18 protein-coding genes are annotated in these 18734 nt (G+C 64.9%); 10 read left to right on the forward strand and 8 right to left on the reverse strand.

Annotation, left to right across the window (positions count from 1 at the left end; genetic code table 11):
• Window positions 1-104 precede the first annotated feature (104 nt).
• Both KYG_RS00175 and KYG_RS00180 read left to right on the forward strand, forming a co-directional pair.
• Window positions 105-848: a hypothetical protein gene (locus tag KYG_RS00175; RefSeq protein ID WP_008902800.1), complete on the forward strand. Its 744-nt coding sequence runs from the start codon at window positions 105-107 to the stop codon at window positions 846-848.
• Window positions 845-1432: a FlgO family outer membrane protein gene (locus KYG_RS00180; protein WP_008902801.1), complete on the forward strand. Its 588-nt coding sequence runs from the start codon at window positions 845-847 to the stop codon at window positions 1430-1432. Before KYG_RS00175 ends, KYG_RS00180 begins: the two co-directional genes overlap by 4 nt.
• 128 nt (window positions 1433-1560) lie before the next feature.
• Here the strand turns inward: KYG_RS00180 and flhC are convergent, their stop codons facing one another.
• The 5 genes from flhC to KYG_RS00205 form a co-directional block, all read right to left on the reverse strand.
• The gene (gene flhC, locus KYG_RS00185) at window positions 1561-2112 is read right to left on the reverse strand and encodes a flagellar transcriptional regulator FlhC (RefSeq protein WP_008902802.1); all 552 of its coding nucleotides are present in this window, start codon (window positions 2110-2112) and stop codon (window positions 1561-1563) included.
• Window positions 2113-2156: 44 nt separating this feature from the next.
• A complete protein-coding gene (gene flhD / locus KYG_RS00190; RefSeq protein WP_008902803.1) occupies window positions 2157-2483 on the reverse strand; it encodes a flagellar transcriptional regulator FlhD in 327 nt (108 codons plus the stop codon).
• A gap of 317 nt (window positions 2484-2800) precedes the next feature.
• A complete protein-coding gene (locus tag KYG_RS00195; protein ID WP_034692324.1) occupies window positions 2801-3703 on the reverse strand; it encodes a sulfurtransferase in 903 nt (300 codons plus the stop codon).
• 103 nt (window positions 3704-3806) lie between these two features.
• Complete coding sequence (locus tag KYG_RS00200; RefSeq protein ID WP_034692327.1) at window positions 3807-4718, reverse strand: DMT family transporter; 912 nt, start codon at window positions 4716-4718, stop codon at window positions 3807-3809.
• 140 nt (window positions 4719-4858) lie between these two features.
• Window positions 4859-5998 carry an aromatic ring-hydroxylating dioxygenase subunit alpha gene (locus KYG_RS00205; protein WP_008902806.1) on the reverse strand — a complete coding sequence of 380 codons (1140 nt, stop codon included), beginning with the start codon at window positions 5996-5998 and terminating at the stop codon, window positions 4859-4861.
• Window positions 5999-6268: 270 nt separating this feature from the next.
• On the opposite strand from KYG_RS00205, the gene xseB reads away from it, so the two are divergent.
• From xseB to KYG_RS00230, 5 genes are all read left to right on the forward strand, one after another.
• On the forward strand, window positions 6269-6511 hold the full coding sequence (gene xseB / locus KYG_RS00210) for an exodeoxyribonuclease VII small subunit (RefSeq protein ID WP_008902807.1): 243 nt from the start codon (window positions 6269-6271) through the stop codon (window positions 6509-6511).
• Window positions 6508-7527: a polyprenyl synthetase family protein gene (locus KYG_RS00215; protein WP_008902808.1), complete on the forward strand. Its 1020-nt coding sequence runs from the start codon at window positions 6508-6510 to the stop codon at window positions 7525-7527. Before xseB ends, KYG_RS00215 begins: the two co-directional genes overlap by 4 nt.
• Before the next feature lie 115 nt (window positions 7528-7642).
• A complete protein-coding gene (gene dxs / locus KYG_RS00220; protein ID WP_034692329.1) occupies window positions 7643-9553 on the forward strand; it encodes a 1-deoxy-D-xylulose-5-phosphate synthase in 1911 nt (636 codons plus the stop codon).
• A gap of 126 nt (window positions 9554-9679) precedes the next feature.
• On the forward strand, window positions 9680-10762 hold the full coding sequence (locus KYG_RS00225; protein WP_008902810.1) for a TRAP transporter substrate-binding protein: 1083 nt from the start codon (window positions 9680-9682) through the stop codon (window positions 10760-10762).
• Window positions 10763-10972: 210 nt separating this feature from the next.
• On the forward strand, window positions 10973-12055 hold the full coding sequence (locus KYG_RS00230) for a TRAP transporter substrate-binding protein (protein WP_008902811.1): 1083 nt from the start codon (window positions 10973-10975) through the stop codon (window positions 12053-12055).
• A gap of 514 nt (window positions 12056-12569) precedes the next feature.
• Here the strand turns inward: KYG_RS00230 and KYG_RS00235 are convergent.
• The 3 genes from KYG_RS00235 to KYG_RS00245 all read right to left on the reverse strand — a co-directional run bounded on the left by KYG_RS00235 (window position 12570) and on the right by KYG_RS00245 (window position 16362).
• Entirely contained in the window at window positions 12570-14390 is a 1821-nt protein-coding gene (locus tag KYG_RS00235) for a TRAP transporter large permease subunit (protein WP_008902812.1), read from the reverse strand.
• A gap of 18 nt (window positions 14391-14408) precedes the next feature.
• Window positions 14409-15044 carry a TRAP transporter small permease subunit gene (locus tag KYG_RS00240; RefSeq protein ID WP_008902813.1) on the reverse strand — a complete coding sequence of 212 codons (636 nt, stop codon included), beginning with the start codon at window positions 15042-15044 and terminating at the stop codon, window positions 14409-14411.
• 196 nt (window positions 15045-15240) lie between these two features.
• The gene (locus KYG_RS00245) at window positions 15241-16362 is read right to left on the reverse strand and encodes a substrate-binding domain-containing protein (protein WP_008902814.1); all 1122 of its coding nucleotides are present in this window, start codon (window positions 16360-16362) and stop codon (window positions 15241-15243) included.
• A gap of 74 nt (window positions 16363-16436) precedes the next feature.
• On the opposite strand from KYG_RS00245, the gene KYG_RS00250 reads away from it, so the two are divergent.
• Genes KYG_RS00250 through KYG_RS00260 form a run of 3 tightly spaced genes read left to right on the forward strand, consistent with a single transcriptional unit; the run spans window position 16437 to window position 18723 of the window.
• A complete protein-coding gene (locus KYG_RS00250) occupies window positions 16437-17174 on the forward strand; it encodes an ABC transporter permease (protein ID WP_008902815.1) in 738 nt (245 codons plus the stop codon).
• Window positions 17171-17899: a phosphate ABC transporter ATP-binding protein gene (locus KYG_RS00255; RefSeq protein ID WP_008902816.1), complete on the forward strand. Its 729-nt coding sequence runs from the start codon at window positions 17171-17173 to the stop codon at window positions 17897-17899. Before KYG_RS00250 ends, KYG_RS00255 begins: the two co-directional genes overlap by 4 nt.
• The gene (locus KYG_RS00260; RefSeq protein WP_008902817.1) at window positions 17896-18723 is read left to right on the forward strand and encodes an extracellular solute-binding protein; all 828 of its coding nucleotides are present in this window, start codon (window positions 17896-17898) and stop codon (window positions 18721-18723) included. Before KYG_RS00255 ends, KYG_RS00260 begins: the two co-directional genes overlap by 4 nt.
• The last annotated feature ends 11 nt before the right edge of the window (window positions 18724-18734 follow it).

The following is an 18734-nucleotide window of genomic DNA, read 5'->3' on the forward strand; positions in this document are numbered from 1 at the left end:
GGCGCTTATTGCCCGATGGCCGTTGTGCCCGGCCATTACGATGGCGCTATGCCATTGCTTTGCATGCATTTCAACCCTCTCCTGCCGCCAAAGGGTCCCTGCGCATGAACCACCACCCATCCAACAACGGAGTGCGGCCGAGGCTGGCTGCTGCTGCCGCTGTGGCCGCGCTGCTGCTGCTTGGGGGCTGCGCTTCGCTGGACGTGCCCCGCGCCGACAACTACCCCGCCTCCGACCAGAAGAAGGCGCGGGCCGTGCACCATTGGGATGTGCTGGCCGATGACGTCGCCCACCGCATAGCCGACAAGATCAGCGCCTGGCCCGCGGGCGAGTACCCGATCTTTGTGGCGGCCTCCCCCGGCGATTCCAGTTTCAACAACGGCTTTCGCAAACTGCTCATCACGCGGCTGCTGGACCGGGGTGTCACGCTGTCCACCCAGCCTGCCGCCGTCACGCTGACTTTTGAGACCCAGCTGGTGCAGCACGAGGCACGGGTCAACAGCACGGGCCCCTTGCCCTGGACACGCCTTGCGCTGGGAGTGGGCGTGGCGCGGGACTGGTACCTGTACCAGCAAAGCGCCGGGTCTGTGCTGGCGGGCATCACGGCCCTGGGCGTTGTCACCGATCTCACGCAGTACGCCATCAGCGGACCGGCTGCAGGCGGCCCCACACGCACCGAGGTGCTCATCACCACCTCCCTGGAGAGCGGAGACCGGTATCTGGCCCGCACCGCGGATGTGTATTACATCGAACAGGAGGACTCGGCGCTGTACCGGGCCAAGGTGGCCGAGCCCCCCATGCCCCCGCCGCCCACGGCGGTGAAGACCTGGCGGGTGGTGGCACCATGACGGAGTTTTTGCTCGGTTGCCGAAGTGCGCGGTCGGCGCGCTGGACGGCCTTTCCGTTGCTGGCGCTGGCGTTGCTGGTGCAGGGCTGCGCCACCAGCCCCATGCATACCTATTACTACGGCGACAGGTCTGCGGGCCTGCAGCGTACCAACCTCATTGATACCAACGAAAGGGCTGCAGACGCGTTGCTGGAGAACGCACCGCTGGACGCCAGCCAGCCCGTGCTGGTGGCGACGCTGGTCCATGTGGACCGGCTGACCGAGTCTTCGCGGCTGGGCCGCATCTTCTCGGAGCAGATTGCAGGCCGCATGGTGCAGCGTGGCCTGAAGGTGACCGAGGTCAAGATGCGCGAGAACCTGCTGCTGCAGCGCGACCAGGGCGAACTGTTGTTGTCGCGCGAGGTGCGCGAGGTAAGCCAGGCGCAGGACGCGCAGGCGGTGGTGGTGGGCACCTATGCGGTGTCCACGTCGGTGGTGTACATCAGCCTCAAGCTGGTGAACCCGGTGGGCAACACCGTGGTGGCGGCGCACAACTATGCGGTGCCCATGGATGAGAACGTGCGCGCCCTGCTGACGGGAAGGTGACCGCAGATGGCGAGCACCGCCGCATCGCGGCAAACAAAAAAGCCCCGGGAGGGGCTGTGTTGTTAGTATGAAATTGATAGCTACAAGCGCTTACCGCATAAGCGCTAGAGGCCAATTTCTCTTGAAAATCAATGCAACATCAACGCACCAGCAGACTTGCTCTTGCCAGCGCGGGCGGGTGGGTTGCACAGGCCGCAGGTGAAGTGGCGGTTCTCATACAGCTCGGTCACGAACTGGCCGCTGCACTGGCTGCACTTGGTGCGCGTGAGCATCCCGGCGTCCACAAACTTCACCAGGCGCCAGGCGCGGGTGAAAGACAGCAGGGGCTCGATCTCGGCCGTGGCCACTTGTTCGTTGTACAGGCGGTAGGCCTTGGTCAGCAGCTCCACTGAATCCAGGTCCACGCCCTTGGACAGGTATTCGTAGATGTTCAAAAACAGCGAGCTGTGGATGTTTTCCTGCCAGGTCAGAAACCAGTCGGTGGAAAACGGCAGCTGTCCCTTCGATGGCGACTTGCCCGCGATCTCCTTGTACAGCCGGATCAGGCGTTCGTACGACAGCGTGGTCTCGGACTCCAGCACCTGCATGCGGGCGCCCATCTGGATCAGCATCGCAGCGCGTTCGATCTGCTTGGACTCATTCAGAACGCTCTTGACGGGGGCTTTGGCGGTGGTGGACATGGCGGGCTTTCAGGCAGGACGGGGATCAGGGTGGCGGTGGGGGCTCAGAGCACTTCCGACACGCGGCTGGCCATCAGGATGTTGGCGTGCAGCGTGTTGGTGGCTTCGTTGCCCACCTTCTTGGCCGAGTGGTTCGTGAGCAAGCTCCACACCAGGTTGTCGTCCACGCGGAAGCTGCAAAGAAGCGTGTTGCGGGAGGCCAGTTTCATCACTTGCGCTGCCGACAGTGATGCCAGAATGTCGGCAGACTCTTCGTTCATGCCCAGACGGAACACGGCTTCGGCCTTGTCCTGGCGAATCAGGGTCTGGGCCAGCATCAGGTAGGTGAGGTTGGCTTCGCGGATTTCGGCGAGGAGTTGTTCGTTGGTCATGGCGGCTTCCTTTTTTCCAGTACCGGGTCTTGCGTTTCCTGCTGACTGCAGGCTTTGCGTGATCCGTTGAAATGGATTGTGAAACCGCCCCAATCAGAAATTAAGTCGGGGTTTGGATGTGCCGCGCGTCTGGTTTCGCGGTGGGCCATGTAGGAATTTGCCCTACACGCGCATCAGATGCGGGCTGGCATTCCACCCGATGGCGCTTGCTGCAGCACCGGGCCCGGGCTGCCCCATTCTGTTCATGGTTTTGATAGCACCCTCAAAGCCATCTTTTTTGCACTTTTACAACCCGCGCCGCAGTGCTGTGCGCTGCATCAGCCTTTTTCGACCGGGCGCGCGGGGTCGGAACACCACTCGCTCCAGCTGCCCGCAAACAATGCTGTCGGGCCGAGGCCCGCCACCTCCATGCCCAGCAGATTGGGCACGGCGCTCACTCCGCTGCCGCACTGGTGCACCACGGTGGCGGGGTCGCGGCCCCCCAGCAGAGCTTCAAATTCGGCGCGCAGCACGGCTGCAGGCTTGAATCGGCCATCCGCGCCAATGTTGTCGGCGAAAGGGCGGTTGAGCGCACCCGGGATATGCCCCGCCACGGGGTCCAGCGGCTCGACTTCGCCCCGGTAGCGAGCACCCGCACGCGCGTCAATCACGGTCTGGCCGGGTTGCTGCAGGCCCGCCAACACCTCGCTGGCCGTAGCCAGCCGGCGCAGGGGGTCGCCCAGCTGGAAGTTGGTCTGGAAGTGCGCGGGCTCTTCGCCGCTGTTCACCGCGCCTCCGGCGGCCTGCCAGGCCTGCAGCCCACCGTCGAGCACGGCCACGGCATCGTGCCCCGCCCACTTGAGCATCCACCACAGGCGGCCACAGTAGTTGGCGCCCTGGCGGTCGTACACCACGGCCTGCATGTTGTTGGCAAAACCCACGCTGGACAGCCACATCGCAAAACGCTCGCGGCTGGGCAGCGGGTGGCGCCCGCCCGATGCAGGCTGGTCGGCTTCCTGCGCGGTCAGCGTGCCGTGTGCGCCGGGGGCACCGTGTTTGGCGCTCAGGTCGTTGTCGAGGTGGGCGTACACCGCACCGGGGATGTGCGCCTCTGCGTACTGCTGGGCACCGGCCGTGGGTTGCATCAGCTCGAAGCTGCAGTCAAACACCATCAGCGGCGCGCCGCTGGCGATCAGCGACTGCAGGTCGGGGGCAGGGATGAGGGTGGTGTAGGTGGTCATGGGCAGAGGAGGGTACGAAGTGACGGGATGTGCCGGACAGTGCTCCATTGTGTCCATCCTGGCGCGGCGTGTCCGGTGCAGTTCGTAACGGTTGTCGTATCTCTCAGTGTTCTTCTGCCGGTGCCCCCGGCGCAGCCCGCGCGCGCAGGATGGTGGCCACAATGCCGCTGCCCACGATGAGGGCCATGCCGATCCAGCCGATGGGTGGAATCTCGTCGCCAAACAGCAGCACGCTGTAGACGGCGGCAAAAACGATGCCGGAATACTGCAGGTTGGCAACCACCAGCGTGCCGCGCTGCGTTTTGGCGCTGGCGTAGGCACGCGTCATGCACAGCTGGCCACCGGCGGCCAGCACGCCAATGGGCAGCAGCCACAGCGCCTGCCAGCCGGGCCAGTCTGACATGCCGGTAAACAGCATGGCCCCACCGCCTGCCACGGCAGAGCCCACGGCAAAGTAGAAAACGGTGCGCGATTCTGGCTCGCCCAGGCGCGACAGCGCCACCACCTGCATGTAGGCAAAGGCAGCGGTCAGGCCGGACATCAGCCCGATCAGGCCCGCAAACGCCTGGTTCTGGTCCAGGCTGGGGCGCAGCATCAGCACCACGCCCACAAACCCCGTCAGCACGGTGACGATCAACGGCCCCTGGAAGGCCGGACGGGGCGCTGCCGCAGAGGGTCGCCACGCGAGCAGAGTGCCGCCCACCAGAAAGGCCGCGATCCAGACGCTGCTCATGTAATTGAGCGTCATGGCCGTGGCCAGCGGCAGGTGGGCAATCGCATAGAACCAGGCTCCCAGCGACGCCACGCCCACCAGGCTGCGCCACGCGTGCATGCCCGGATATCGCGTGGCCAGCGTCACCTTTTGTGACCGGGCCAGCAGCCACAGGATGAACATGCCGATGATGCCGCGGTAGCACACCAGTTCGGCCGCGTTGAAGAAATCCGATGCGATCTTGACGCACACGCCCATGCTGGCAAACAGGAACGCGGCCAACACCATCCAGAGGGCTTGCATCGGGTTGTAATCTCTTGAAGCGCACCGGCTGGTGCAGAAGTAAAAATAGCCGCCAGCGCTTGTTTACCAAGCGGCGGCAGCTATTGTAATGAGAGCAGGTCACAGCGGGCCTGCGGATTGGCGGGGTTTTGTCGCCGTATTCAGCGTTTCGGGACGCCGGCGCCCATCGCCTCGCGATACCACTCGTGAAAGTGCTGCATGCCGTCTTCCATGGGGCTCTGGTAGGGGCCCACCTCGTTGTCGCCGCGCTCCAGCAGCGCCTTGCGGCCGGCGTCCATGCGCTCGCCGATTTCGTCGTCCTCGATGCAGGTCTCCATGTAGGCGGCCTTCTGCGCCTCGACGAATTCGCGCTCGAAGGCGGCGATTTCCTCGGGGTAGTAGAACTCCACCATGTTCAGCGTCCTGGTGGGGCTGATGGGGTGCAGGGTGGACACGGTGAGAACATGCGGGTACCACTCGATCATGATGTGCGGGTACAGCGTGAGCCAGATGGCGCCGTACTTTGGCGGCTTGCCTTCACGGTAGTCCAGCAGCGCCTTGTGCCAGCGCTCGTACACCGGGCTGCCCGCCTTGCCCAGGCGGTTGGCCACGCCCACGGTCTGCACGGAGTAGTTCTTGCCAAACTCCCAGCGCAGGTCGTCACACGTCACAAAGCTGCCCAGGCCCGGGTGGAAGGGGCCGACGTGGTAGTCCTCCAGATAGACCTCGATGAAGGTCTTCCAGTTGTAATTGCACTCGTGCAGCTCCACATGGTCCAGCACATACCCGCCAAAATCCAGGTCGGCTCGCGGGCCCATGCGGGCCAGGTCGGCCGCGACGTCGTAGCCGTTGTCTTCAAACAGAAGGCCGTTCCACTCGCGCAGCTTGTAGTTGTTGAGGTTCAGGCACGGGTCGTGCGCGAAGTGGGGTGCGCCCAGCAGTTCGCCCTGGGGGTTGTACGTCCAGCGGTGCAATGGGCACACGATGTTGCCGCCCGCGCTGCCCTTTTGCTGCGTGTTCAGCGAACCCTTGCCCTTGAGCATGACCGCCTGGCGGTGGCGGCACACGTTGGAGATCAGCTCGATGCCGCCCTGGGCGTTGCGCACCAGCGCGCGGCCCTCTCCTTCCTGGGGCAGGGCGTAGTAGTCACCCGTGTTGGGCACGGCCAATTGGTGCCCCACGTAGCGGGGCCCGCGCTGGAAGATGGTATCCAGCTCGCGCTGGAACAGCGCATCGTCAAAATAGCTTGAAACTGGTAGTTGGCTTGCGGCCTGCTGCAGTTGAAGACTTAAATCAGACATGGGTGACCTGACCTAAAGACTCCCCACAGAGAGTGCGGGAGGTGCGCCGGGAAGGCACATCTGGAAAAAGAAAACCGGCTCAGAAGGTGGCCGGCTCGACGGGAATGGGATTATAGGCGGTGGGGTTATTCCCGCACCCCCGCTACGTGAATAGAAATCGCCGGTTCCAGAAAATAGAGGCCTCCTACGGATCTGCTGCTGTCTGACACGGGCGCCACAGCGCTGCGCCTAAAATCACCGGTTTTTCACCCGCGCACTGCCGCCCCCTCCATGCCCAAGGCCCCCGCAACACCCCTTCCTCCCGCCGAACCCGCCAGCTACGAGGCGGCGCTGGAAGAGCTGGAGCAACTCGTGGCCCGCATCGAGTCGGGCCAGTTGCCGCTGGACCAGATGCTGGCCGGCTACCAGCGCGGCGCCACGCTGCTGGCGTTTTGCCGCCAGCGGCTTGATGCCGTGCAGGACCAGATCAAGGTGCTGGATGAAGGGCAACTGCAACCATGGAACCAGGAATGAGCGCGGTGCCCATGATTTCCGAAAGCCAGTCGCTGGACATGACCGCCTGGACCCAGACCCGCCTGTCCCGCGTGGAGCAGGCCCTGTCGCAATGGGTGGGCGACGGCGCACCCGCCGGGCTGGGCGACGCCATGCGCTATGCCGTGCTCGATGGCGGCAAGCGCCTGCGGCCGCTGCTGGTGCTGGCGGCCTACGAGGCGGTCTGCAGTGGAGCCACGGCGTCTGAGGTGCATGACGATGCAGCCCTGCGTGCGGGCATGGACGAGGCGGCCCTGCGGGCCGGTTTGGACGAAGCAGCCCTGCGGGCCGGTTTGGACGAAGCAGCCCTGCGGGCCGCGTGCGCGGTGGAACTCATCCACGCCTACTCGCTGGTGCACGACGACATGCCCTGCATGGACAACGACGTGCTGCGCCGTGGCAAGCCCACCGTGCACGTGCAGTTTGGCGAGGCCCAGGCGCTGCTGGCGGGCGATGCGCTGCAGGCCTTTGCATTTGAGCTGCTCACGCCCGACAACACCCTCATCCCCGCCGCCACACAGGCCACGCTGTGCAGGCTGCTGGCGCGGGCCGCAGGGTCGGCCGGCATGGCGGGCGGGCAGGCTATCGACCTGGCCAGCGTGGGTGTGGCGCTGACCGAAGACCAGTTGCGCCAGATGCACCGGCTCAAGACCGGCGCGCTGCTGCAGGGCAGTGTGCTCATGGGGGCGGCATGCGGCCACGCTGTGGGCGCGGCCTACCAGGCGCTGTCCGACTACGGGGCGGCCATGGGCCTTGCGTTCCAGGTGGTGGATGACATCCTGGACGTGGTGGCCGATTCCGCCACGCTGGGCAAGACAGCGGGCAAGGATGCTGCGGCCGACAAGCCCACCTATGTGTCTTTGCTGGGGCTCGCGCGGGCGCAGGCCTATGCCCAGGAGCTGCTGGCCGAGGCGCATGAGGCCCTCGCCCGCAGTGGCCTGCCGGATACCCGTGCGCTGGCGGCCCTGGCCGACATGGTGGTGCGCCGCTCGCATTGAACCCGGCCCGATGACCCGTGCTGCACCCTGATCATGTCCGCTGCAGTCAATTCAATGCCAAATCGGCCTCCAGCGCTTATCTGTAAAGCGCTGGCAGCTATGAAAAGAATAGTGAATGTCTACGATGTCCTTCCCCCTGCTGCAAACCATCAATGACCCGGCCGACCTGCGCCAGCTTTCGCGCGCAGACCTCAAGGCCCTGGCGACCGAGCTGCGCGGGTTTGTGCTGGAAAGCGTCTCCCAGACCGGTGGCCATTTGAGCTCGAACCTGGGAACGGTGGAGCTCACTGTGGCACTGCACCACGTCTTTCATACGCCGGAAGACCGCCTGGTGTGGGACGTGGGCCACCAGACGTACCCGCACAAGATCCTGACGGGCAGGCGCGACCGCATGCACACGCTGCGCCAGCTGGGCGGCATCTCGGGCTTTCCGCAGCGGGCCGAGAGCATTTACGACACCTTTGGCACGGCGCATTCGAGCACCAGCATCTCGGCCGCGCTGGGCATGGCGCTGGCCGCCAAGCGCAAGGGCGAAAACCGTCACGCCGTGGCCATCATCGGAGACGGTGCGATGAGCGCCGGCATGGCGTTCGAGGCCCTGAACAACGCCGGCGTGGCCGACTGCAACCTGCTGGTGGTGCTCAACGACAACGACATGAGCATCAGCCCGCCCGTGGGTGCGCTCAACCGCTACCTCGCGCAGCTCATGAGCGGCCAGTTCTACGCCGCCGCCAAGAATATGGGCAAGACCGTGCTGCGGCCCGTGCCGCCGCTGCTGGAGCTGGCCAAGCGCTTTGAGCAGCAGGCCAAGGGCATGGTGGTGCCCGCCACACTGTTCGAAAAATTTGGCTTCAACTACATCGGTCCCATCGACGGGCACGACCTCGATTCGCTGATCCCCACCCTCGAGAACATCAAGAGCCTCAAGGGTCCGCAGTTCCTGCACGTGGTCACCAAAAAAGGCCAGGGCTACAAGCTGGCCGAGGCCGACCCGGTGGCCTACCACGGCCCCGGCAAGTTCGACCCCAGCGTGGGCCTGACCAAGCCCGCGACGCCGCCCAAGCAGACGTTCACCCAGGTGTTCGGCCAGTGGCTGTGCGACATGGCGGCACAGGACCCGCGCCTCGTGGGCATCACCCCCGCCATGCGCGAGGGCTCGGGCATGGTCGAGTTTGAAAAACGCTTCCCGGACCGCTACTACGACGTGGGCATTGCCGAGCAGCATGCCGTCACGTTCGCGGCGGGCATGGCCTGCGAGGGCGTGAAGCCCGTGGTGGCCATCTACTCCACCTTCTTGCAGCGCGGCTACGACCAGTTGATCCACGACGTGGCGCTGCAGAACCTGCCCGTGGTGTTTGCGCTGGACCGCGCCGGGCTGGTGGGCGCAGATGGCGCCACGCATGCAGGCGCTTATGACATTCCGTTTGTGCGCTGCATCCCCAACATGAGCATGGCCTGCCCGGCGGACGAGCGCGAATGCCGCCAGCTGCTCAGCAGCGCCTTCGAGCAGGACCACCCCGTCGCGGTGCGCTACCCGCGTGGCAGCGGCGCTGGTGTGGCGCCCCTGGCGGCGCTGGAAGGACTGCCCTTTGGCAAAGGCGAGATCCGCCGTGAGCGCCAGGGCAGCGACCCGAAGGCGCCACGCATTGCCATCCTGGCGTTTGGCACGCTGCTGTATCCCGCGCTGCAAGCGGGCGAGGCACTGGATGCCACCGTGGTCAACATGCGCTGGGCCAAGCCCATTGACGAAGCCTTGCTGCGCGAGGTGGCCGGGCGCCACGATGCCCTGGTCACGCTGGAAGAAGGCGCCATCATGGGTGGCGCGGGCAGTGCGGTGACCGAGGCGCTCAACGGCATGGGCATCGTGCGGCCGGTGCTTCAGCTGGGCCTGCCCGATGTATTCATCGAGCACGGCGACCCGGCCAAGTTGCTCGCGCTGCAAGGGCTGGATGCAGCAGGCATTGAAAAGTCCGTGCGTGCTTTCAGCGCGGGGTTGGTGGCGGCGCCTTCTGCCGGTACGGCATAGGCTCACTGGGGTATCCGACAACCCGGCCCCCAGTCGCTTGCTCCTAGAATCGGACCGGACCGCAGCCATCTCGCTTCGGCGCTGCGCTCGCGGGGTGGCACCGCCACCGTACTGGAGACAAACCCCATGGATCGTCGTTCCGCCATTCGGCACGCTGGCATTGCCGGTGTGCTCGCGACCGGACTCGCGCCTGCCGTGCAGGCGCAGCCGGTGGTGCGCTGGCGCCTGGCGTCGAGTTTTCCCAAGTCGCTGGACACCATTTACGGCGGCGCCGAGGTTTTTGCGCGGGCCGTGAGGGAGCTGTCGGGGGGGCGCTTCGAAGTGGTGGTGCACGCTGCGGGCGACCTGATGCCCGCCTTTGGCGTGCTGGAGGCCGTGCAAGGCGGCCAGATCGACCTGGCGCATACGGCGCCCTATTACTTCTACGCCCAGAACCAGGCGTTTGCCCTCGGCTCCGCGATACCGTTTGGCTTCAACGCCCGGCAGATGAATGCCTGGATGCTGCGCGGCAACGGGCGGCGCCTGATGGACGAGTTCTATGCGGGCTACAACATCGTCAGCTTTGCGGGCGGCAATACCGGCACGCAGATGGGCGGCTGGTACCTCAAGGAGATCCGGGATGTCTCCGACTTCAAGGGCATGAAGATGCGCCTGGGCGGGGGGCTGGTGGGCGAGGTGATGGCGCGCATGGGCGCGATCCCCGTGGACATGCCGGGCGGCGAGATCTACAGCGCCTTGCAAAAGCGGGCCATCGACGCGGCAGAGTGGGTGGGCCCCTATGACGACCAGAAGCTCGGGTTCAACAAGGTGGCGCCTTTTTACTACTACCCCGGCTGGTGGGAGGGCGGGCTGGAGCTGGATTTTTTTGTGCACCGCAAGGCCTTCGATGCGCTGTCGGCCGAGCACAAGGCCATCGTCAACGCGGCGTCGTCGCTGGCCCACGCGGACATGCTGGCCAAATACGATGCGCTCAACCCCAGCGCACTCAAGCAGCTTGTGATTGCCAAGACCAAGGTGCTGCCGTTCTCGCTGCCGGTGCTCGATACCGCTTTTCGCACCGCCATGGAGATTTTTGCGCTGAACGAGGCGCGCAGCCCGGAGTGGAAAAAGATCTACACGGACATGCGCAATTTCCAGCGCGACCAGATCTTCTGGTTCCGGTTTGCGGAAGCCCGCTACGACAGCTTCATGTCCGCCCAGCGGATCTGAACGCGTATCCAAACGCGCTGTCAGGCCGTGCAGCGCCTGCCGATGCTTGCAGAACCCTGAAGCCCTCGGGCGCAGCGCCCCGTTGCGGGGGAAAACCCGCACGACCCGGTGCGGTCATGTTTCTACAATCCCTCAGGGTCAATACCCTTGGCGGGAGGCGCACAACGCTCTCCGGTCGAGTTTCGCAAACAATACTTCGGAGAGAACCTCATGGATCGTCGCTCAATCATCAAACAGGCTGGCATTGCCGGCGTGCTGGCTGCAGGCGTTGCGCCCGCTGTACACGCACAGGCCGCAGTGCGCTGGCGCCTGGCTTCCAGCTTCCCCAAGTCGCTGGACACGATTTTCGGCAGCGCCGAAACCATGGCCAAGGCCGTCAAGGCCATGTCGGGTGGCAAGTTTGAAATCACGGTGCACCCCGCAGGCGAGCTGATGCCCGCGTTTGGCGTGGTCGATGCCCTGCAGGCCGACACCATCGACATGGCACAGTCCGCGGCCTACTACTTCACGGGCAAGGATCCGGTTTTTGCCTTCAGCTGCGCCGTGCCTTTTGGCCTGACCGCACGCCAGACCGCCTCCTGGAAGAAGTACGGCAACGGCGCCAAGCTGATGGATGCGTTCTTTGAAAAGTACAACTTCCACACCGCCAGCGGCGGCAACACCGGCACGCAGATGGGCGGCTGGTACCGCAAGGAAATCAAGACGGTTGCAGACCTCAAGGGCCTGAAGATGCGCATGGGCGGCGGTGTGTTCGGCGAGGCGATGGCCAAGCTGGGCGTGGTGTCGCAGAACATGCCAGCCGGTGACATCTACCAAGCGCTCGAAAAGGGCACGCTGGACGCCGCCGAATTTGTGGGCCCTTACGACGATGCCAAGCTGGGCTTTGCCAAGGTGGCACCGTTCTACTACTACCCCGGCTGGTGGGAAGGTGGCGCGGATCTGGAGTTCTTCGTCAACAACAAGAAGTACGCCGCCCTGTCGGAAGAGAACAAGGCCATCCTGAATGCCGCCATGGCTGTGGCCGCAACGGACATGACCGCCAAGTACGACGCCTACAATCCGATCGCGCTCAAGAAGCTGGTGGCAGAAAAGACCAAGCTCACGGCCTTCCCCAAGGCTGTCATCGACGCCGGCTTCAAGGCTTGCATGGAAGTCTATGCAGAGCACAACGCCAAGTCGCCCGAGTTCAAGAAGATCTACGACGACATGCGTGCCTTCCAGCGTGACCAGATCCTGTGGAACCGCTTCTCCGAGTATCCGTACAACCAGTACATGAACGGCGTGAAGATCTGAGCGATCTTTGCCGGGGGCAGCAGCCAGGGGTTGCTGCCCGTTCCATCTCAGAAAAGCCGCGCATGTCGCGGCTTTTTTGCGTTTGCGCCAGGCCCAGCCTGTACGGCGCATGCCCAGGCCTTCGCGCAGGCGGTCGGGGCTGCCAACGGCCCAAGTTCATAGGTAAAAAATGCTATGAAAAGAAGAGCTGCTAGCGCATGCTGGTAAAGCGCTTGCGGCATATTTGACTCAGATACTCGTTCGGCCACCCGTGCTGCCACCGTGCAGCCACCCGGCGATACATCAAACACAGTTTTTTTGTGCGGGGACTCGCCGCACGCACCCGCCTGGCGCTTTGCGGGTGCAACCTGGCAGGTCGCACGGTGGTGTTGTGATTCGCGAGGCGGTTTGCCGGCTCGTGCCGCCAGATCGTGTGTGCTGCGCGCAAAGAAAAAGGCCCCGCAGGGCCTTGGGTGGGAGCAGGGGGTTGGGGCGCGCGCGCACTGCGCCGCCCATTCCCCTCGGGTGGCCCGTTTCAGTTCGCCGGTTTCTCCAGCGCGTCCTGCATCGCCTTCATCGGATCGTCTGCGGGTGCTTCGCTGCCTGCGGGTTCGCCGCTGGCAGGGGGTGCGTCTGCCCCGGGTGCCTCGGCGGGTTCCTCGCTCGCTCCGAAGGGCTCTTCTCCGTACGATTCACCGTCTGACGGCGATCCCAGCGACTCGCGCATCTGGTCGCCCAGGCTCTCCATGTTGTATTCCACCTTCTTGTCCAGCGCACCTGTCACGAGCTGCGGGAAGGCGATCAGCAAGCCCACCATGGTCAGCTGGATCACCAGGAACGGAATGGCGCCACGGTAGATCTGCATCGTCGTCACGGGCTCCATGCGCTTGCGCGTGATGCGGTCCACATAGGGCTTGTCGGGCGCCACCGAGCGCAGGAAGAACAGTGCAAAGCCGAATGGCGGGTGCATGAACGAGGTCTGCATGTTCACGGCCAGCAGCACGCCGAACCAGATCAGGTCGATGCCCAGCTTGTCGGCCACCGGGGCCAGCAGTGGCACCACGATGAACGACAGCTCGAAGTAGTCCAGGAAGAACGCCAGGAAGAACACCATGACGTTCACCGCGATCAGAAAGCCCACCTGGCCGCCGGGCAGGTTCGTCAGCAGGTGTTCCACCCAGATCGGGCCGTCGGCCGCCTGGAACACCAGGCTGAAGGTGGTGGCGCCGATCAGGATGAACATCACGAAGCTCGACAGCTTGGTGGTGGATGCCAGCGCCTGTTTGAGCAGCTTCATGTCCAGGCGCTTGCGGCTCCAGCCCATGATCAGTGCACCCATGGCGCCCATGGCGCCGCCTTCGGTAGGGGTGGCAATGCCCAGGAAGATCGTGCCCAGCACCAGGAAGATCAGCAGCAGCGGGGGAATCAGCACAAAGGTCACACGTTCGGCCAGGCGCGAGAGCAGGCCGAGCTTGAAGCCCTTGTTGAGCAGCGCGATGGCCAGCGCCACGGCGGTGCCGCCGCACATGGCGACCACCACTTTTTCGTCAGTGGCCACAAACGTGACGGGCTGGCCTTGCCACCAGCTGTGCACGTCCTCCATGTGGCGGGCCAGGAAGATCGACACCGTGGCCGAAAGCCCCGCCAGCACGCCCAGCGAGGTGTAGCCGCCACTGCCATCGGCTTCGCGGTAGGTGCGGGCTTCAGGGGGCAGGGCAGGCACCTGGTGGGGCTTGAAGACGGCCAGCAGCATGACGTAGCCCACGTACATGCCCATCAGGATAAAGCCGGGGATGAACGCGCCCTTGTACATGTCGCCCACGCTGCGGCCGAGCTGGTCGGCCATCAGGATCAGCACCAGGGAGGGCGGGATGATCTGCGCAAGCGTGCCGGACGCAGCAATGACGCCGCTGGTCAGGCGCCGGTCGTAGCCATAGCGCAGCATGATGGGCAGGGAGATCAGGCCCATCGAGATGACCGATGCTGCCACCACGCCCGTGGTGGCAGCCAGCAGGGCGCCCACAAAGATCACCGCCAGCGCAAGCCCGCCGCGCATGGGGCCGAAAACCTGCCCCACGGTATCCAGCAGATCCTCGGCCATGCCGCTGCGCTCCAGGATCAACCCCATGAGGGTGAAGAACGGCACCGCCAGCAAGGTGTCGTTGGCCATGATGCCGATGAGGCGCTGCGGAAGCCAGGCCAGCACCGAGCTGGGGAAGATGCCCATCTCGATACCAATGACCCCGAAGAACAGGCCGCAGGCCCCCAGGCTGAACGCCACCGGAAAGCCCAGCAGCAGGAACATGATCAGCCCCGCAAACATGAAGGGGGCGAAATTGGTCGCAAAGAATTCCATGGTGAAGGTGCTCCGGGCTCAGCGTTGGGGCGTGGCAGATGGGGTGGCGCCGGCCGCCTGGGCGGCGGCTGCCTCCTCTTGCTGCTGGCGCAGGAGCTCGGCCAGCTCCTCCTCGGAAGATTTCTCCACCAGACGGCCCATGGGGTCGGGCCCTTGCCCGCGCAGGAAGGCGATGCGCTTGATGAGTTCAGACCAGCCCTGCAGCATCAGCAGCGTGAAGCCCACGGGCAGCGCCACCCACACGGGCCAGCGCACCAGGCCGCCGGGGTTGCCCGACATTTCGCCGGTTTCGTACATCTGTATCACCAGGGGCGTTGCGAGGTACAACACCAGCACACATAGCGGCGTGAGGAAGAGTGTGAACCCCACGATGTCGATCCACACCTGCACACGCTTGGGCAGGCGGCTGTTGACCACGTCGATGCGCACGTGCTCGCGGTGCAACAGGGTGAACCCGGCTGCGGCCAGAAACGACCAGGCGTACAGGTACCACTGGGCTTCAAGAAACGCGTTGGAGCTGACGCCAAAGATCTTGCGAACCAGCGCGTTGATGGCACTGACGGCGGTGGCCGCAAAAATGAGCCAGATGACGTATTTGCCAACGAAGGCGTTGAGCCCGTCGATGGCGCGTGAGAATTTGAGTAAGGCCTGCATGGTGTCTCCAGAGGAAGGGCGGTGCCTGCGCGCGCACGCACATCGCTGCCGCGGCACCGGTAAGCGCTGCGGCAGGACAAATTTTTACAACGGGGCGATTTTACGGAGCACTGTAAAACGATTCTGACGGATGTGTGACGGTGCAATCCCTTGGAAAAGACTCGTTGGTTTGCTCCGTTATTCGTAGCAATTAGGGTTAATGCCTAGGCGTGTGCGAGCGTTTCTTGCGTGCAAATTGCCACCAGGGCAGCACGGCGCTCATGGCCAGCACCTCTCCACAATGCAAAGGTTCGTACCCGGGCAGTGCGGCCAGCTGCGCCAGCCATTCGGGTGTGTGCAGCAACTGGCGCAATGCCAGGGTGGGCGGCTGGTCCAGGCTGGTTTTCAGGCACGCCAGGTGATACCGCTCATGAACCAGCGGCACAAAGCCCAGCCCGCGCGCCCGGGCGGCCAGCTCAATCCCCATGCCCACGTCGGCCGCGCCGGCTGCCACGGCCTCGGCGATGGCCGTGTGCGAAGGCTCGTTGTGTGCGTAGCCAGGGATGACGTCTGCTGCAATGCCCGCCTGGGCCAGCAGGTCGTCCAGCAACACGCGGGTGCCGCTGCCCAGCGGCCGGTTCACAAAACGTGCGCCGGTGCGCGCCACGTCGGCCAGGCTGTGCAGCGCCAGCGGGTTGCCCGGCGCCACGATCAGGCCCTGCGTGCGCTGTGCAAAGCCGATGATCTTGTGCAGGCCCGGCTGCAGCAAGGGTTTGTAGGTGCGCGCGGTCAGCGCATCGGCAACGGCATCCTCCACCGTGTGAAAGCCCGCCAGCGTGCACCGCCCCTCGTTCAGCGCGCGGATCGCGTCCACACTGCCGGTGAATCGGATGTCCAGGTGCAGCGCGCCCGCATCGGCCTGTGCGGCTGCGTGTTTGCGCAGTGCCACCAACGCATCGTCGTGGCTGGCGTACAGGGTGAGCACATGGGCGTTGGGGTCGAACGCCACAGCAAACGCGCGTTCCAGGTCGGCGTGCAGTGCGGCAATCTGCGGAGCCAGCCGTGCCTGGGCCTGGCGTTCGGCCCACAGCAGCTTGGTGCCGAAATCACTGAGTTGTGCTGACTGGCCCTTGCCCCAGACGATCAATTCGCCGCCCAACTGGTCTTCCCAGCGTTTGAGGGCGCCCCAGACATGGCGGTAGGACAGGCCGAGCGCACGCGCGGCGCCCGAGATGGAGCCGTGTTCGGCCACGGCCTGCAGCAGTTCGGGCAGCGGATTGCGGATGAGTGCATTGCCCGCATCGCGGCTGAGTGTGTAGTGAAGTTGGACCCTATGCACGGACGTTCATATCGCTGGGTATTGATGGGGTGCCTACGATAGCCGAACGCGATCACCAGGCCCCCAACGTTCCGATGTCCACCCTTTCCGAAAGCGCGAACACAGCGCTGCAGCTCACCCTCTCGTTCGACCCTGTCCTCTGGACCATCGTGGGCCGGTCCCTCTCTGTCAGTGCCACTGCGTGTCTCATCGCCTGCGGCGTGGGCCTGGTGCTGGGCGCCTGGCTGGGTGTGGCGCGCTTTGCCGGGCGCGGTGCCGTGCTGGCAGTGCTCAACACCTTGCTGGCGGTGCCGTCGGTGGTGGTGGGGCTGGTGGTGTATTTGCTGCTGTCGCGCAGCGGGCCGCTGGGTGCGCTGGGCTGGCTGTTCAGCTTCAAGGCCATGGTGCTGGCCCAGGCCATTCTGGTGCTGCCGGTGGTCACGGCGCTCACGCGCCAGGCCGTGGAAGACGCTGAGCGCGCGCATGGCGAGCAGTTGCGGTCGATGGGTGCTGGGCCGCTGCTGCGCAGCCTGCTGCTGGCCTGGGACGAGCGCTATGCGCTGCTCACCGTGCTGATCGCATCGTTTGGCCGCGCCATCTCCGAAGTGGGCGCGGTGATGATCGTGGGCGGCAATATCGACGGCTTCACCCGCGTGATGACCACTGCCATTGCGCTGGAGACCAGCAAGGGCGACCTGCCGCTGGCCCTGGCGCTGGGCATGATCCTGCTGGCCGTGGTGCTGGCGCTCAATGTGCTGATTGCGCTGGTGCGCCGCTGGCGCGAGCGCGTGGATGGCGCTGCCGCCAGCACGCCCGTGGGGGTGGCGGCATGAGCGGGCGCGCTGCCAGCGCTTGGGTGGACATGCACCAGGTCAGCGTGCGCTACGGCCGCGTGCAGGCGCTCGACCACGTCACGCTGCGCATCATGCCCGGCGAGCGCGTGGCGCTGGTGGGCGCCAACGGCAGCGGTAAAAGCACGCTGCTGCGGGTGCTGCATGGCCTGGCCGATGCCACTGGTGGCGGGTTTCAGTGCGATACCGCCATGCGCCAGGCGATGCTGTTCCAGCGCCCCCACATGCTGCGCACCAGTGCACAAAACAACGTGGCGCTGGCGCTGTGGCTGCGCGGCAGTCGCTGGCGTGATGCTCGGGCGGCGGCGCTGGGTGCACTGCAGCGCGTGGGGCTGCAGGACATCGCCGCGCAGAACGCCCGCACCTTGTCGGGTGGCCAGCAGCAGCGTGTGGCCCTGGCCCGCGCCTGGGCGCTGCGGCCCGATGTGCTGCTGCTGGACGAGCCCACCGCCAGCCTCGATCCGCATGCCAAGCGCGAGGTGGAGGCGCTGATGGCCGACTTCGCCGAGAGCCACGGCGCAGCCGGACCGGCATACCCGGTGACCATGGTGTTCAGCAGCCACAACCTCGGCCAGGTCAAGCGCCTGGCCAGCCGTGTGGTCTACATGGAGCACGGCCGGGTGATGGCCGACCTGCCGGTACACGACTTTTTTAACGGCCCCCTTCCGGAGGCTGCCCGTTTGTTTGTCAAAGGAGAACTGGTATGAAGAATTTCAAGTTTTTTCGGCCTCCGGCGCTTATCCATAAAGCGCTGGTAGCTACTATTTTGGTAGCGTCTGGTTCGGTTTTCGCGCAGAGTATCACGATGGCGTCCACAACCTCCACGGAACAGTCCGGCCTGTTCGGGCACCTGATGCCCGAATTCAAGAAGGCCAGCGGGCTGGACGTGAAGGTGGTGGCGCTGGGCACCGGGCAGGCGCTTGATATGGCGCGCCGCGGTGATGCCGACGTGCTGTTTGTGCACGACCAGGTGGCCGAAGAAAAGTTCGTGGCCGATGGCTGGGGCGTGAAACGCTACCCGCTGATGTACAACGACTTCATCCTCATCGGCCCCAAGAACGACCCGGTGGGCACCCAAGGCAAGGACATCGTGCAGGCCCTGCAGAAGCTGTCTGCCGCCAATGGCAACTTCATCTCGCGCGGTGATAAGAGCGGCACGCACGCGGCCGAGCTGCGCTACTGGAAGCTCGCCGGTGCCGACGCCGCCAAGGGCAGCGGCTACAAGGAATGCGGCTGCGGCATGGGCCCCGCGCTCAACATTGCGGCATCCAGCGGCGCCTATGTGCTGGCTGACCGCGGTACCTGGCTCAACTTCAAGAACCGTGCCGACCTGGCCATTTTGGTCGAGGGCGACACCAAGCTCTTCAACCAGTACGGCGTGATGGTGGTGAACCCCGCCAAGCACCCGCAGGTGAAGGTGCAGGACGCGCAGAAATTTGTGGACTGGGTGGTGTCGCCCGCCGGCCAGCAAGCCATTGCGGGCTACAAGATCGGCGGTGAGCAGCTGTTCTTCCCGAACGCAGGCAAGTAGCGGCGCGCGGC

Source organism: Acidovorax sp. NO-1 (assembly GCF_000238595.1).
Classification (GTDB): domain Bacteria; phylum Pseudomonadota; class Gammaproteobacteria; order Burkholderiales; family Burkholderiaceae_C; genus Acidovorax.

What these genes read in the sequence shown, in the direction of transcription:
- KYG_RS00175 (WP_008902800.1), top strand. Translation starts at nt 105, where the DNA reads ATGAACCACCACCCATCCAACAACGGAGTGCGGCCGAGGCTGGCTGCT.
- KYG_RS00180 (WP_008902801.1), top strand. Translation starts at nt 845, where the DNA reads ATGACGGAGTTTTTGCTCGGTTGCCGAAGTGCGCGGTCGGCGCGCTGG.
- flhC (WP_008902802.1), bottom strand. Translation starts at nt 2,112, where the DNA reads ATGTCCACCACCGCCAAAGCCCCCGTCAAGAGCGTTCTGAATGAGTCC.
- flhD (WP_008902803.1), bottom strand. Translation starts at nt 2,483, where the DNA reads ATGACCAACGAACAACTCCTCGCCGAAATCCGCGAAGCCAACCTCACC.
- KYG_RS00195 (WP_034692324.1), bottom strand. Translation starts at nt 3,703, where the DNA reads ATGACCACCTACACCACCCTCATCCCTGCCCCCGACCTGCAGTCGCTG.
- KYG_RS00200 (WP_034692327.1), bottom strand. Translation starts at nt 4,718, where the DNA reads ATGCAAGCCCTCTGGATGGTGTTGGCCGCGTTCCTGTTTGCCAGCATG.
- KYG_RS00205 (WP_008902806.1), bottom strand. Translation starts at nt 5,998, where the DNA reads ATGTCTGATTTAAGTCTTCAACTGCAGCAGGCCGCAAGCCAACTACCA.
- xseB (WP_008902807.1), top strand. Translation starts at nt 6,269, where the DNA reads ATGCCCAAGGCCCCCGCAACACCCCTTCCTCCCGCCGAACCCGCCAGC.
- KYG_RS00215 (WP_008902808.1), top strand. Translation starts at nt 6,508, where the DNA reads ATGAGCGCGGTGCCCATGATTTCCGAAAGCCAGTCGCTGGACATGACC.
- dxs (WP_034692329.1), top strand. Translation starts at nt 7,643, where the DNA reads ATGTCTACGATGTCCTTCCCCCTGCTGCAAACCATCAATGACCCGGCC.
- KYG_RS00225 (WP_008902810.1), top strand. Translation starts at nt 9,680, where the DNA reads ATGGATCGTCGTTCCGCCATTCGGCACGCTGGCATTGCCGGTGTGCTC.
- KYG_RS00230 (WP_008902811.1), top strand. Translation starts at nt 10,973, where the DNA reads ATGGATCGTCGCTCAATCATCAAACAGGCTGGCATTGCCGGCGTGCTG.
- KYG_RS00235 (WP_008902812.1), bottom strand. Translation starts at nt 14,390, where the DNA reads ATGGAATTCTTTGCGACCAATTTCGCCCCCTTCATGTTTGCGGGGCTG.
- KYG_RS00240 (WP_008902813.1), bottom strand. Translation starts at nt 15,044, where the DNA reads ATGCAGGCCTTACTCAAATTCTCACGCGCCATCGACGGGCTCAACGCC.
- KYG_RS00250 (WP_008902815.1), top strand. Translation starts at nt 16,437, where the DNA reads ATGTCCACCCTTTCCGAAAGCGCGAACACAGCGCTGCAGCTCACCCTC.
- KYG_RS00255 (WP_008902816.1), top strand. Translation starts at nt 17,171, where the DNA reads ATGAGCGGGCGCGCTGCCAGCGCTTGGGTGGACATGCACCAGGTCAGC.
- KYG_RS00260 (WP_008902817.1), top strand. Translation starts at nt 17,896, where the DNA reads ATGAAGAATTTCAAGTTTTTTCGGCCTCCGGCGCTTATCCATAAAGCG.